The 13,388-nt window shown below is 68.6% G+C and carries 10 protein-coding genes; 8 read left to right on the forward strand and 2 right to left on the reverse strand.

Annotation, left to right across the window (positions count from 1 at the left end):
- Positions 1 to 223: 223 nt before the first annotated feature.
- Positions 224 to 514, reverse strand: a complete 291-nt coding sequence (locus tag ABQJ56_RS14410; RefSeq protein WP_367845712.1) for a nucleotidyltransferase family protein — start codon at positions 512 to 514, stop codon at positions 224 to 226.
- A gap of 111 nt (positions 515 to 625) precedes the next feature.
- Here ABQJ56_RS14410 and ABQJ56_RS14415 point away from each other — a divergent pair, with 111 nt between their 5' ends.
- The 4 genes from ABQJ56_RS14415 to ABQJ56_RS14430 are packed head-to-tail and all read left to right on the forward strand — an operon-like array spanning position 626 to position 4,150.
- Complete coding sequence (locus tag ABQJ56_RS14415; RefSeq protein WP_367845713.1) at positions 626 to 2,017, forward strand: sigma-54-dependent transcriptional regulator; 1,392 nt, start codon at positions 626 to 628, stop codon at positions 2,015 to 2,017.
- Positions 2,007 to 3,377, forward strand: a complete 1,371-nt coding sequence (locus ABQJ56_RS14420) for a sensor histidine kinase (RefSeq protein WP_367845714.1) — start codon at positions 2,007 to 2,009, stop codon at positions 3,375 to 3,377. The genes ABQJ56_RS14415 and ABQJ56_RS14420 overlap by 11 nt, the downstream gene beginning before the upstream one ends.
- A gap of 51 nt (positions 3,378 to 3,428) precedes the next feature.
- Positions 3,429 to 3,659 (forward strand): hypothetical protein, encoded by a 231-nt coding sequence (locus ABQJ56_RS14425; RefSeq protein WP_367845715.1) that lies wholly within the window; start codon positions 3,429 to 3,431, stop codon positions 3,657 to 3,659.
- Entirely contained in the window at positions 3,656 to 4,150 is a 495-nt protein-coding gene (locus tag ABQJ56_RS14430) for a TA system VapC family ribonuclease toxin (protein ID WP_367845716.1), read from the forward strand. Before ABQJ56_RS14425 ends, ABQJ56_RS14430 begins: the two co-directional genes overlap by 4 nt.
- An 18-nt stretch (positions 4,151 to 4,168) precedes the next feature.
- On the opposite strand, the gene ABQJ56_RS14435 is transcribed toward ABQJ56_RS14430, so the two are convergent.
- Positions 4,169 to 6,064: an ATP-binding cassette domain-containing protein gene (locus ABQJ56_RS14435; protein ID WP_367845717.1), complete on the reverse strand. Its 1,896-nt coding sequence runs from the start codon at positions 6,062 to 6,064 to the stop codon at positions 4,169 to 4,171.
- 191 nt (positions 6,065 to 6,255) lie between these two features.
- Between ABQJ56_RS14435 and ABQJ56_RS14440 the strand changes: the two genes are divergently transcribed.
- From ABQJ56_RS14440 to ABQJ56_RS14455, 4 genes are all read left to right on the forward strand, one after another.
- Positions 6,256 to 7,407 carry a D-alanyl-D-alanine carboxypeptidase family protein gene (locus tag ABQJ56_RS14440; protein ID WP_367845718.1) on the forward strand — a complete coding sequence of 384 codons (1,152 nt, stop codon included), beginning with the start codon at positions 6,256 to 6,258 and terminating at the stop codon, positions 7,405 to 7,407.
- 166 nt (positions 7,408 to 7,573) lie between these two features.
- The gene (locus tag ABQJ56_RS14445) at positions 7,574 to 10,474 is read left to right on the forward strand and encodes a serine/threonine-protein kinase (protein ID WP_367845719.1); all 2,901 of its coding nucleotides are present in this window, start codon (positions 7,574 to 7,576) and stop codon (positions 10,472 to 10,474) included.
- 171 nt (positions 10,475 to 10,645) lie between these two features.
- Positions 10,646 to 11,764, forward strand: a complete 1,119-nt coding sequence (locus tag ABQJ56_RS14450) for a Fic family protein (RefSeq protein ID WP_367845720.1) — start codon at positions 10,646 to 10,648, stop codon at positions 11,762 to 11,764.
- A gap of 30 nt (positions 11,765 to 11,794) precedes the next feature.
- Entirely contained in the window at positions 11,795 to 13,387 is a 1,593-nt protein-coding gene (locus ABQJ56_RS14455) for a site-specific DNA-methyltransferase (protein WP_367845721.1), read from the forward strand.
- The last annotated feature ends 1 nt before the right edge of the window (position 13,388 follow it).

A 13,388-nucleotide genomic window follows, 5' to 3' on the forward strand; every position in this document is an offset into this window, starting at 1 on the left:
ATTGCGATGAAGCCCGCCACCGAACGGTGGCGCCAAAGACTGGGGTCGCGTTAGCGCCCCCGATTCAGCCGCTTTGAGCGGCTCACACAACTAAAGCCCCCGGCTTTGCCGGGGGATACTTACTCAGCGAAGAAGGCTTGCTTGTCCATGCCTTCGACGTAGCTGCATGCTTGCCGTGCGGCTTGCGCGATGTGATCCAGGTAATCGATCAGGCGGCTTCCGCTCATAGCGGTACGGCATCGGCGAGCACGCGCGCACGAAAGGAGGCGGGCAGGTCGCCCGGCGTGAGCAGATCCACCAGAACGCCCAGCATTTCCTCCAGTTCCACTTGCAGCCCACCCAGGTCGAACAAGGTGGCGCCTGGCAGCGGGTCGACCAGCAGGTCGAGGTCGCTGTCTTCGCGATCCGTGCCGAACCGCGTCGAGCCGAACACACGCACGTTGGTCGAGCGGAAGCGTCCGACTGCATCGCGGATGGCGGTTCGCTTCGTTTCGAGGGCGATGGAGGGTTTCATGGCAGGATCGCGTGGAATGGCTGGCATCGGCGCGCAACGCATGCGTGATGCGGCGTACGCTGCTGCGCAGCAGCGAATGGATACTATCACTGCCCTGATTCTGGATAGCGCATGCCTGCTGATTCCCTCCCCACCATCCTGATCGCCGACGACCAGGCCGACGTGCGCGAGGCCTTGCGCCTGCTGCTGAAGGCCGAAGGCATCGCCAGCGTGGGCGTGGCCGATCCGGCGGCGGCGCTGGAGGCGGTGCGCAAGCGCGAGTTCGCCTGTGCGTTGATCGACTGCAACTACTCGCGCGACACCACCTCGGGCGAAGAAGGGCTGAGCCTGCTGGAGCACCTGCGCCAGCTCGCGCCCGAGCTGCCGGTGGTGGCGATGACGGCGTGGGGCAACGTGCCGCTCACGGTGGAGGCGATGCGCCGCGGCGCCGCCGATTTCATCGAGAAGCCGTGGGACAACGCGCGCCTGGTCAGCGTGCTGCGCGCGCAGATCGCGCTGGCCGAGGGCGCCCGCCGCGAGCGCCGGCTGGCGGCGGAAAACGCCTTGCTGCGCGGCGAGGCCGGCGAGGATTTCGTCGCCGAGTCCCCGGCGATGCGCCGGGTGCTGGCGCTGGTCGAGCGTGTCGCGGGCAGCGACGCCAACGTGCTGGTGCTGGGCGAGAACGGCACCGGCAAGGGCGTGGTCGCGCAGCTGCTGCACCGGCGCTCGCCGCGCGCGGCGCATTCGCTGGTCAAGGTGAACATGGGCGGCATCGCCGAGAGCGTGTTCGAGTCGGAGATGTTCGGCCACGTGCGCGGCGCCTACACCGACGCCAAGAGCGAGCGCATCGGCCGCTTCGAGCTGGCCGACGGCGGCACGCTGTTCCTCGACGAGGTGGGCAACGTGCCGCCGTCGCAGCAACCGAAGCTGCTGCGCGTGCTGGAGGATGGCGAGTTCGAGCGGCTGGGTTCCTCGCGCACGCAGAAGGTCGACGTGCGGCTGGTCTCGGCCACCAATGCCGACCTGCAGGCCGAGGTGGTTGCGGGCCGTTTCCGCAAGGATCTGCTCTATCGCCTCAACACGCTGGAAGTGCGCCTGCCGCCGCTGCGCGAGCGCGTGGAAGACATCCTGCCGCTGGCGCGCAGCTTCCTCGCGCGCAGCGCGCAACGCTACGGTCGCGTGGGCCTGCGGCTGGCGCCGTCGGCCGAACGTGCATTGCTGGCGTGGCGCTGGCCCGGCAACGTGCGCGAGCTGCAGCACCTGATGGAACGCGCCGCGCTGCTGGCCGAACGCGACGAGGTGGGCGCGGCCGTGCTGGCGTTCGGCGAGCCGGCCGCGACGCCGGCCGTCGATCTCGACGGCATGACGCTGGAGCAGGCCGAGGCGCAGCTGGTGCAGCGCGCGCTGGAACGTTTCGACGGCAACCTGCAGCGCGCCGCCGACGCGCTGGGCATCACCCGCCAGTCGCTGTACCGGCGGCTGGAGAAGCACGACCTGCGCGGCGTCGCCGGCGATGCCGACTGAACCCTCCGCGTCGCGCGCCGGCCGCATGCCGCGCTTCGAGCGGCGCGTGCTGCTCGGCAGCTTCGTGGTGGCGCTGCCTGGCCTGTTCGCTGCCTGCGCGCTGGCCTGGCTGCCGTGGGAGGCGTCGCTGCGCTGGGCCTTCCTCGTGGCCGCCGCGGTCGCCACGCTGCTGCTGGCGCGCTGGCAATACCGGCGCGTGGTGTTCCCGCTGTACACCTTGTCCGGCCTGCTGGAGGCGCTGCGCCAGGGCGACTACAGCCTGCGCGGCGTGCAGGGCGGCGTGCTCGGCGACGCGATCTACGACATCAATGCGCTGGCCGAGCGGCTGCAGCGCGAGCGGCTGGAGTTCGAGGAATCCTCCTACCTGCTCGGCAAGACGCTGGCGGCGCTGGACAGCGCGGTGTTCGTGTTCGACGAGGGCCGGCGGCTGCGCCTGCTCAACCCGGCGGCGCAGCGGCTGCTGGATGCCGAGCGCCACCGCCTGTTCGGCCTGGGCGCCGCGGAGCTGGGCCTGGCGCCGTTGCTGGAAGGGCCGTCCGCGCGCCTGCTCACGCACGTGTTCCCGGGGCGCAGCGGGCGCTTCGATATCCGCCACGCGGCGCTGCGCAGCGGCGGCCGCGGCGGCCAACTGCTGGTGGTCAACGACGTGGGCCGCGTGCTGCGCGAGGAGGAACGCGCGGCCTGGCAGCGCCTGCTGCGCGTGCTGGGCCACGAGGTCAACAACTCGCTGGCGCCGATCCAGTCGATGGCCGGCACGCTGGCCACGCTGGCCGCGCGCGATCCGTTGCCGGCGGACTGGCGTGAGGATTTCCGCGGCGGCCTGGAGCTGATCGGCCACCGCGCCGAGGCGCTGGGGCGCTTCCTCTCCAGCTACAGCAAGCTGGCGCGACTGCCGCCGCCGCAGCCGCGCGTGGTGGAGCTGTCGGCGCTGGTGGCCAAGCTGGCGAAGCTGGAGCAGCGCTTGCCAGTGATCGTGGAGGCGGGGGCATCCATGGCCGTCGAGGCCGACCCCGACCAGCTCGAACAGGCCTTGATCAACCTGCTGCGCAACGCGGTGGAAGCCTCGCTGCCGGATGGCAGCGTGCGCCTGCGCTGGCGCCGCGAAGGCGAGCGCGCCGTGATCGAAGTGGAGGACGACGGCCCCGGCCCGCCGCCCAGCGAGAACCTGTTCGTGCCGTTCTTCACCACCAAGCCCGGCGGCTCCGGCATCGGGCTGGCGCTGGCGCAGCAGATCGCCGAAGCGCACCAGGGCGGCGTGACGCTGGCCGCGCGCGAGGGTGCGCGCGGCGCGCTGGCGCGGTTGTGGCTGCCGCTGCCGCAGGCGGCCGCGCCCCTGGCGTCCTTGACGCGTGATGCGTGATGCGTGATGCTTGATGGCGGCGGCATGCCTTGGCTGCCGGGAGTTCCCGCCATGCGCACGACCCTGCAACTGGATGAAGACGTGCTGGCCGCGGCGCGCGCGCTGGCCGAGCGGCAAGGCCGCACGTTGGGTGAGGTGGTGTCGGAGCTGGCGCGCAAGGGCCTGGCGCCGGTGGCGGCTGCGCCGCAGTACCGCAACGGCATACGCCTGATGCCGGTGCGTCCCGATGCGCGGCCGATGACGCTGGACGAGATCAACGAACTGCGGGACGAGGCGCCGTGAGCCGCAAGCCGCGCGGCGCGGGCGTACGCGATGCCCGGCCGCCGCGGCCGTCGCCAGGCGCAACCACCTGGCTGCTGGACGTCAACGTGCTGCTTGCCCTGCTCGATCCCACGCACGCGCATCACGCGTTGGCGCACGAGTGGTTCGCCAGCGCGGGCGCATCGTGGGCCAGTTGCAGCCTCACCCAGAACGGCGCGTTGCGCATCATGTCGCATCCGCGCTACGGCAACGCGGTGGCTTCCACGGCCATCGCTGCCGAACTGCTGGAAGACCTTTGCAGCCAGCCTGGCCACGTGTTCTGGCCGGGCGACCTCAGCCTGCTGGATTCGCCGCTGATCGACCGCCAGCGGCTGCTCGCTTCCGGCCAGGTCACCGACACCTGGCTGCTGGCGCTGGCCGTGCAACAGGGCGGCCGGCTGGCCACCTTCGACAAGCGCCTGGTCACCGGCGCGGTGAAGGGTGGCGATGCCGCGCGCCACGTGATTGCCTGAGCGCGAGGGCGGCTTCGTTCAGCCGTCCAGCTCGGCCCAGCGCGCGTAGGCGTTTTCCAGCTCCTGCTGCAGCTTCGCCAGCGCCTCGTTCGCCTTGACGATGGCGGCGCTGTCCTGCTGGAAGAAGGCCGGATCGTTCATCGCCGCGCCGCGTGCGGCGATGTCGGCTTCGAGCTGCTCGATGCGTGCGGGTAGCTGTTCGAGTTCGCGCGCGTCCTTGTAGCTGAGCCTGGGCTTCTTTTCGTCATTCCGGCGCAGGTCGCCGGAATCCAGTGGCGGTCCGGCATGGGCTTGCGTTGCCGCTGCCGGGCCCCCGCCTTCGCCGGCGCGACGGTTGCCAGCCGGCCGCTGCCGCAACCAGTCGCTGTAACCACCCACGTATTCCCCGACCTGCCCGTCGCCTTCCAGCACCAGCGTGCTGGACACCACGTTGTCGAGGAAGGCGCGGTCGTGCGAGACCAGCAGCAGGGTGCCCTGGTAGTCGGTGAGCAGTTCCTCCAGCAACTCCAGCGTTTCCACGTCGAGGTCGTTGGTGGGCTCGTCCATCACCAGCAGGTTCGACGGCTGCGCGAACAGCTTGGCCAGCAGCAGGCGGTTGCGCTCGCCGCCGGAGAGGCGGGTGATCGGCGCGCGGGCGCGCTCGGGCGAGAACAGGAAGTCCTGCAGGTAGCCGATGATGTGCTTGCGCTGGCCGTTGAGCTCGATGTATTCGCGGCCTTCGGCCACGTTGTCCAGCGCGTTCTGCGTGTCGTCGAGCTGCAGCCGGTGCTGGTCGAAGTAGGCGGTCTGGATGCCGGTGCCCAGCGTGGCGCTGCCGCGCGCGGGCTTGAGTTCGCCCAGCATGATCTTGAGCAGGGTGCTCTTGCCCGCGCCGTTGGGGCCGATGATGCCGATGCGGTCGCCGCGCATCACCGTGGTGGTGAGGTCGTCGATCAGCACGCGGCCGCCGTAGGCCTGGTGCACGTGTTCGAGGTCGATCACCTTCTTGCCCGAAGCCTGCGCGTTGGCCGCGGTCATCTTCACGTTGCCGCCCAGCTCGCGCCGCTGCGCGCGCTCCACGCGCAGCGCCTTCAGCGCGCGCACGCGGCCCTCGTTGCGCGTGCGGCGGGCCTTGATGCCCTGGCGGATCCACACTTCTTCCTGCGCCAGCTTCTTGTCGAACAACGCGTTGGCCTGCGCCTCGGCGTGCAGGCGTTCCTCGCGGCGGCGCAGGTAGTTGGCGTAGTCGCCGGGCCAGTCGGTGAGCTGGCCGCGGTCGATCTCCACGATGCGCGTGGCCAGCGCCTGCAGGAAACTGCGGTCGTGGGTGACGAACAGCAGGCTGCCGTCGAAGGATTTCAAAAAACCTTCCAGCCAGCCGATCGCCTCGATGTCGAGGTGGTTGGTCGGCTCGTCCAGCAGCAGCACGTCGGGCTTGCGCACCAGCGCCTGCGCCAGCAGCACGCGGCGCTTCATGCCGCCGGAAAGCGCGGCGAAATCGGTGTCGGCGGGCAGTTCCAGCCGGGTCAGCACTTCGGTGACGCGGCGGTCGAGATCCCAGCCGTGGCGGGCCTCGATCTGGTGCTGCACGTCGCCCAGTGCGTCGAAGTCGCCTTCGTGCAGCAGGTGGTGGTAGCGGGCGAGCAGGTGGCCGAGATCGCCCAGCCCGTCGGCGACCACGTCGAACACGCTGCCGGCGGTGCGGTGCGGCACCTCCTGCGCCATGCGCGCGATGACGATGCCGTTCTGCACGCGCACCTCGCCGTCGTCGGGCTTCAGCTCGCCGGCGATCAGCTTCATCAGGGTGGATTTGCCTTCGCCGTTGCGGCCGACGATGCACACGCGCTCGTTGCGGTCGATGGACAGGTCGACGTGTTCGAGCAGGAGGGGGCCGCCGATGCTGAAATCGACGCGATGGAGTTGGATCAGGGACATCCGGCCATTCTAGCGGGCGTCCATGCCGAAGCCGCTGCATGGGTTTACGGATGGCTTGAACAATCCGTTGTGGAACATGGATTTAACGAAATCATTTCAAGTCTTGCCTCTGGATTTCACGGCGACCTTGCGTTAAGGTCGCGACCACGCGGGGCAATTAGAATTGCGGCTTGTTTGCGAGGAATAGTCGGGTGGCCATCGAATCGACGGGGCTGGGGCGGGTGCCGGGGCGTCTGCGCGCGATCCTGCTGCTGGTGCTGCTATGCAGCCTCGGCGGTTTCGCCGGCATGGCGCGCGCCGGCTACGCGGCCATCGTGGTCGACGGCAACACCGGCCAGGTGCTGCAGCAGGTCAACGCCGACCAGCGCGACTACCCCGCCTCGCTGACCAAGATGATGACGCTCTACCTCACCTTCCAGGGTCTGAAGAGCGGCAAGCTGCGCCTCGACCAGCCGATGGCGGTCTCGGCCTGGGCGGCCGGCAAGTCGCCCACCAAGCTGGGCCTGCGCGCCGGCCAGACCGTCTCGGTGCAGGACTGTGTCCTCGGCATGATCACCAAATCGGCCAACGATGCGGCCACCGTGATGGCCGAGGGCATCGGCGGCAGCGAGAGCCACTTCGCCGAGATGATGAACGCGCAGGCCGCCCTGCTCGGCATGAGCAACACCCATTTCGCCAATGCCTCCGGCCTGCCCGATCCGAACAACACTTCCACCGCGCATGACCTGGTGAAGCTGGCGATGGCGCTGTACCGCGACTTCCCGCAATACGCGCACTTCTTCGCCACCCAGGAGTTCGTGTTCCGCGGCCACATCGTGCGCGGGCACAACCACCTGATGTACCGCTACGCGGGCATGGATGGACTGAAGACCGGCTACACCGACGCCTCCGGCTTCAACCTCGCTTCCACCGCCGTGCGCGGCGGCCACCGCCTGTTCGCCGTGGTGCTGGGCAGCCGCACCGCCGCCGTGCGCGACAACCTGATGGCGCGCCTGCTGGACGACGGCTTCGAGGGGCAGCAGACCCCGCCGATCCTGGTGGCCGAGGCCGCCGGCGTGCGTGCGGGCAGCCGGGCCGCCCGCATCCTGGAGGCGATCTCGCCGATCCAGACCGCCGACGCGGATACCGTGCCGGCCTCGCAGCGGCACCCCGCAGCCCGCCAGTCGCGCCATGGCAGGCGTGCAGTCGTGGCCAACCGCGGCTGCAGCACGACCCGCGGCACCGCCTGCCGTACCAGCCGCACGCATCGCGCCCGGCATGCCTCTCCCAAGCTGGCGGCCCACCATCCCCGGACCAGGAAGCCGCCGGTCGTGGTCGCCTCGCGTCGCGACACGGACGGCTAGGCTCCTCCTTCCCTTTTCGCATCATGCCGCGCGGCCGGGTTTCCGCGGCATGGCCCCCGGGCTTGGCCCGGTGCCGGTCGGATGGCTTATCCTGTGGTGCTGAAACGCGCAGCACGGTCGCTGCACGCGCGTGCAGGGAGCGCACGGCGCATCCACAGGGGAATCCATGACCGGTCAGCTGACCGACCGCTATCTGCGGGCCAAGCACATCGCCATGAGCGCGATGGAGATCGGCGTGGCGGACCGCGATGCCGTGATCGCGCGCGAATGCGGCGATGACGAGGCGCTGGCGCGCGAGGTGCGCTGGATGCTGGCCGCGATCGAGCGCAGCCACACCGCCACGCTGCCCCTGCTGCCGGGCGACACGGTCGACCTGAGCGGCCTCGATGCGCAGGCCGACACGCCGCACCGCTATCGCCTGGTGCGCCGCGTGGGCGAGGGCGGCATGGGCGTGGTCTACCTCGCCGAGCGCGAGGACTCCGGCTTCGTGCAGCAGGTGGCGCTGAAAGTGTTGGGCGCCGGCGCGCTGGGTTCGCCCACGCTGCTGGAGCGCTTCGCGCGCGAGCGGCAGCTGCTGGCGCGGCTGGAACACCCCGGCATCGCGCGCCTGCTCGACGGTGGCGTGCTGTCCGACGGCCAGCCCTTCCTGGCGATGGAATACGTCGAGGGCGAGCGCATCGACGCGTGGTGCGAACGCCACGGGCTCGGCCTGCGCGAGCGCATCGCGCTGTTCCTCAAGGTCTGCGCCGCGGTGGAGTACGCGCACCGCAACCTGGTGATCCATCGCGACCTGAAGCCCGCCAACATCCTGGTCGACGCACAGGGCCAGCCCAAGCTGCTGGACTTCGGCATCGCCCGCCTGATCGATGCCGAGGCCAGCGAGGCCACGCTCACCGTCACCGGCCAGCATGCGCTGACCCTGGCCTACGCCAGCCCCGAGCAGATCGAGCAGCAGCCGCTGACCACCGCGGTGGACGTCTACGGGCTGGGCATGGTGCTGTACCAGCTGGTGGCGGGGCGGCGCCCGTGGCAGCACATCACCACGCCGCACCAGCTGAGCCAGGCGATCGTCACCGGCGAGATCGTGCCGCCCAGCCGCAGCGCCGGACGGGATGGCGCGAGCGGCCGGGACGCATCGCCGTGCCGGACGGTGCCGGCCGACATCGATGCGATCGCGCTGAAGGCGTTGCGCCGCCAGGCCAGCGAGCGCTACGCCACCGTCGGTGCGCTCGCCGCCGATCTGCGCAACTGGCTGGAACAGCGGCCGGTGCAGGCGCGGCGGGGACGCCGCCTGTACCGCCTGCGCCGCTTCCTGCAGCGCAACCGCTGGCCGCTGACGGCTGCGGCCGCGCTGCTGCTCAGCGTGCTGGCCGGCCTCGCCACCTCGCTGTATTCGCTGCACCAGGCACGCGTCCAGCAGCGCCTGGCCGAACAGCGCCGGCAACAACTGGAACGCATCGTGCAGTTCCAGCAGTCGATGTACGACAGCGTGGACATCGGCGCGATGGGGCATGCCGTCGTCGCCGCCACGCAGCGGCAGGTCGATGCGGCGCTGGCGCCGGCCGCGTCGAGCGCCGCCCCACCCACACACGACACGCTGACCAAGGCCTTCGCCAGCGTGCAGGCCACCGACATCACGCGCGAGGCGATGGACGAGTACGTGATCGGCCACACCTTGAATGGCCTCGACCGTGCCTTTCCCGACGCGCCGCTGCTGGATGCCGACCTGCGCCAATCGCTGGCGCGGGCGCTGCTCGGCATCGGCAGCTACGCACACGCCGCCATCGAGCTGCGCAAGGTGCTGGCCGTGCGCGCGAAGCTGCTGCCTGCGGACAGCCGCGCCCATCTTTCGGTGCGCCTGGACCTGGCGCAGGCGCTGGAGAAGCAGGGCCAGATCGCGGCCGCCGCGGGCATGTATGCCCAGGCAGAAAAGCTGGCGCAGGCCGAACCGCCAACCGACGAACTGCGTGTCGCCGCCGAATCCGGTGTGGCCCGGATGCTGGTCGAACAGGGGCACCTGCAGCAGGCGTTGCAGAAGCAGGATGCGCTCTATGCCGCGCTGAAACCGCGCCTTCCCGCCACCGATCCCGGCCTGATGCAGCTGCAGCGCGATCTGGTGATGACGCTGATCGGACTGGGCCAGCGCGACCGCGCGCTGCAGCTGACCGGGCCGCTGGTGGCGCTGGAACAGCGCACGCTGGGTGTGGAGAACCCGCAGACCCTCGACGCCATGCTGGTGCAGGCCCGGCTGTTGAACTACCGCTATGAGTACGAGCGTTCGCTCGCACTCGCCCGCCAGGTCGCCGCCATCCGTGCGCGGCGCCTGGGTGCGAACCATCCGGATGCACTGGCCGCCGCAGACATGGTGGCAACCGACGAGGTCTATCTCGCGCAGGACCCGAACGCCTTTGCCGTGGCGGCGACGGATTTGCAGCGAGTGATCGACGAGCGTCGGCGCGAACTGGGCGGCGACCACCCCGACACCATCGCCGCCGAGACCGTGATGGTGCGGCTGCTGGCCAAGCAGGGCAGTTATGCCAAGGCGCCGGCCGAACGGCACGCGTATTACGTGCAGGCGACTGCGCTGGAGCGGCAGATCCTCGCTGCGCACGAACGCCAGCTCGGCCCCGACCATCCCAAGACCCTGATGGCGCTGGGCAGCCTCGCCAGCCTGCTGGACGAGGCCGGCCAGTACGGGCCGGCGCTCGCCGAGGCCAAGCTGTGCCTTGCCGGCCAGCTGCGCGTGCTGGGGCCGCAGCATCCCCTGATTTCCGCCACGCGCACCCTGATCGGCGACATCGAGGACGATGCCCACCATTGGGAAGCCTCGCGCGGCGCCTATCGGCAGGCGCTGGAGCAACGCGAACAACTGCTGGGCTTGCGCGACGCGCACACCATCGAAAGCGCCTCGCGCCTGTATTCCGTGTTGATGGAACTGCACGACACCGACGCAGCGACCAAGGTACGCCAGCGCTACATGGACCCGGTGATCGCGATGGACCCGAAGACGCTCAACGCCGCCATGCGCAGCGTGCGCGACGAGGCGATCCGCATGCTGAAGCCGTGAGGGGCGCGGACGGCGCTTTGAAAGCCCGCTTTTCAAACCGCGGCTCTTTTGAAAGAAAAATTGTCTTTCCTTTCAAAGGTGGCTAGAGTGCCGCAGTGCCGCCGTCGTTGCGGCGGAGCGGGGGAAGGCGTGGACGCAGCGAATTTCCAGTCGCCACAGACAGGTCGGCTCGTGCGCACGCCGCAAGGGCCGCTGGCCTTCGTGCCGGTACCGCTGCCGCCGAAAATCGTCTTTGATCACGCGCTGGTGCTGGCCCTGTCGCGCGCCGACGCCGCGCTAAGCGAGTTGTCCGGGCTTGGTCGCCAGTTGCCCAACCCGCATCTGCTGATCGCGCCCTATCTGCGCCGCGAAGCCGTGCTGTCGTCGCGCATCGAAGGCACCCAGGCCAGCATCACCGACCTGCTTGCCGACGAGGCCGGGCAATCGCCGCAGGCACCGGCCGACGACGTGCTGGAAGTACGCAACTACGTCACCGCACTGGAGTACGGCGTGCAGCGGCTGGGTTCGTTGCCGTTGTCGCTGCGGCTGGTGCGCGAGCTGCACGAAAAGCTGCTGCATGGCGTGCGCGGCGAAACCGCCACGCCCGGCCGGTTCCGCCGCAGCCAGAACTGGATCGGTCCCCCGGGCAGCACGCTGGCCAGCGCGTTCTACGTGCCGCCGCCGGTGGAGGAGATGAAGCAGGCGCTCAGCGACTGGGAGCGTTTCATGCATCGCCGCGACGAGTTGCCCGACCTGATCCAGTGCGCGCTGGTGCACGAACACTTCGAGGCGATCCATCCGTTTCTCGATGGCAATGGCCGCGTCGGCCGGTTGCTGATCACCTTGTTCCTGATCGAGCGCGAGCGGCTTACCCAGCCTTTGCTGTACCTGTCCGAATACATCGAGCGCGAGCGGCGTGGCTACTACGAAAGCCTGCAACGCATCCGCACCCATGGCGACTGGAACGGCTGGCTGCACTACTTCCTGGCCGGCGTGCACTGGAGCGCGCACCGCGCGGCACGACAGGCGCGCGAGCTGATGGATCTGCGCGAAAGCATGCGCCGCAAGGTGGCCGAGTCGCCCAAGGCATTGGCGTTGGTCGACGAACTGTTTGCCAACCCGCACATCAACGCCGCACGGGTAAAGAGTCTGCTCGGCGTCTCCGATCCCACCGCGCGTGCGGCGCTGGCCGAGCTGGAGCAGGCCGGCCTGATCGCCGAGACCACTGGCCGCCAGTGGGGTCGCCAGTATCTGGCGCGTGGCGTGCTCAAGGCGATCGAGAATCCCGCTGACGAAGGCGACCATGAATAACCGACCCATGACTTACCGAGAGAACAGCGCATGCCCGAACTGAACTGGCTCGGCGACCGCAAGGCGCGCCAGGCCGCGCGCCAAGTGCCGTACCGCCTGCTGCAACCGGTCGAGCAGGTGGGCGACCCGTCGTCGGACAACTTGCTGATCCAGGGCGACAACCTCGACGCGCTGAAAAGCCTGCTGCCGCTGTACGCCGGCCGGGTCAAGTGCATCTTCATCGACCCGCCGTACAACACCAGGAGCGCGTTCGAGCAGTACGACGACAATCTGGAGCACAGCCAGTGGCTGTCGATGATGTATCCGCGGCTGGAGTTGCTGCGCGAGTTGCTGGCGGAGGATGGTTCGATCTGGGTGACGATCGACGACAACGAAGCGCACTACCTCAAGGTGTTGATGGATGAGGTGTTCGGGCGGGGGAATTTTCTTCAGACGGTAATCTGGTTCCGAAAGGTTTCACCAGCGAATGATGCCACGAATTTCAGTAATGACCATGACTACGTACTTGTGTATGGGAAGAGTTCCGAATCCTTGATGCTCAACAGACTGCCGCGCCAAGAAAGTCACAATAAGGCATACACGAACCCAGACAATGACCTTCGGGGTCTGTGGAACTCAGTCACCTTAACTGGAAACAAGACACGCGAAGAACGCCCGAATCTCTACTACGCAGTAGTTAATCCGAATACTGGCGAAGAGGTTTGGCCGCCCGCGAATCTCACGTGGAGAGCAAGTAAGGAGCGGTGTAGTGCTCTTTTGTCAGAGGACCTTATCTACTGGGGTAAGGATGGCAAGTCTAAATCGCCTCGAATCAAGCGTTTCCTAGATGAGGCAAAGCCGGTGATACCGCGTAGCGTTTGGCACTACGACGATGTCGGTCACACTCAGGAAGCAATGAACGAATCAAAGGCGCTTTATGGCAAGGGCTTTGGTACGCCCAAAGCAGAGCGGTTACTTCAACGCATCATCGAAATCGCCACCAATCCCAACGACCTCGTCCTCGACTCCTTCCTCGGCTCCGGTACCACCGCCGCCGTCGCGCACAAGATGGGCCGGCGCTGGATCGGCATCGAGATGGGCGAGCATGCGCGCACGCATTGCCTGCCACGGCTGACGAAAGTGGTGGAGGGCGAGCAGGGCGGCATTTCCCAGGCAGTGAGCTGGCAGGGCGGCGGCGGCTTCCGCTTCATGCAGCTGGGCGAGCCGGTGTTCGAGGAGGACGGGCGCATTTCGCCCAGCGTGCGGTTCGCGCCGCTGGCCGCCTATCTGTGGTTTGTGGAGACGCGGGTGCCGTGGGAAGGCCTCGGTACCGGAGGTTCCGGCAAGCCCGGCCCCTCACCCCAACCCGCTCCCCGAAGGGGAGAGGGAGTTGAACTGTCGCCGCTGCTGGGCGTGCATGGCGAGACAGCGATCGTGCTGCTGTACAACGGCATCCTCGGCGACCGTCGGCCGCAGGGTGGCAACGTGCTGACGCATGCGGTGTGGGAACACATCCACGCGCTGTTGCCCGAGCACACCGGTTCGTGGCTGGTGTACGGCGAGGCCAGCCGGCTGCAGCCGGCCACGCGCAAGCACTTGAACATCGAGTTCAAGCAGATTCCCTACGACATCCGGGTGCGTTGAG

Source organism: Rhodanobacter geophilus (assembly GCF_040812275.1).
GTDB classification, from domain to species: Bacteria; Pseudomonadota; Gammaproteobacteria; order Xanthomonadales; family Rhodanobacteraceae; genus Rhodanobacter_A; species Rhodanobacter_A geophilus.

Bases quoted from the DNA above. Each gene is read 5' to 3' on its own strand.
- ABQJ56_RS14410 (WP_367845712.1), bottom strand. From the start codon at position 514: ATGAAACCCTCCATCGCCCTCGAAACGAAGCGAACCGCCATCCGCGAT.
- ABQJ56_RS14420 (WP_367845714.1), top strand. From the start codon at position 2,007: ATGCCGACTGAACCCTCCGCGTCGCGCGCCGGCCGCATGCCGCGCTTC.
- ABQJ56_RS14435 (WP_367845717.1), bottom strand. From the start codon at position 6,064: ATGTCCCTGATCCAACTCCATCGCGTCGATTTCAGCATCGGCGGCCCC.
- ABQJ56_RS14415 (WP_367845713.1), top strand. From the start codon at position 626: ATGCCTGCTGATTCCCTCCCCACCATCCTGATCGCCGACGACCAGGCC.
- ABQJ56_RS14425 (WP_367845715.1), top strand. From the start codon at position 3,429: ATGCGCACGACCCTGCAACTGGATGAAGACGTGCTGGCCGCGGCGCGC.
- ABQJ56_RS14445 (WP_367845719.1), top strand. From the start codon at position 7,574: ATGACCGGTCAGCTGACCGACCGCTATCTGCGGGCCAAGCACATCGCC.
- ABQJ56_RS14455 (WP_367845721.1), top strand. From the start codon at position 11,795: ATGCCCGAACTGAACTGGCTCGGCGACCGCAAGGCGCGCCAGGCCGCG.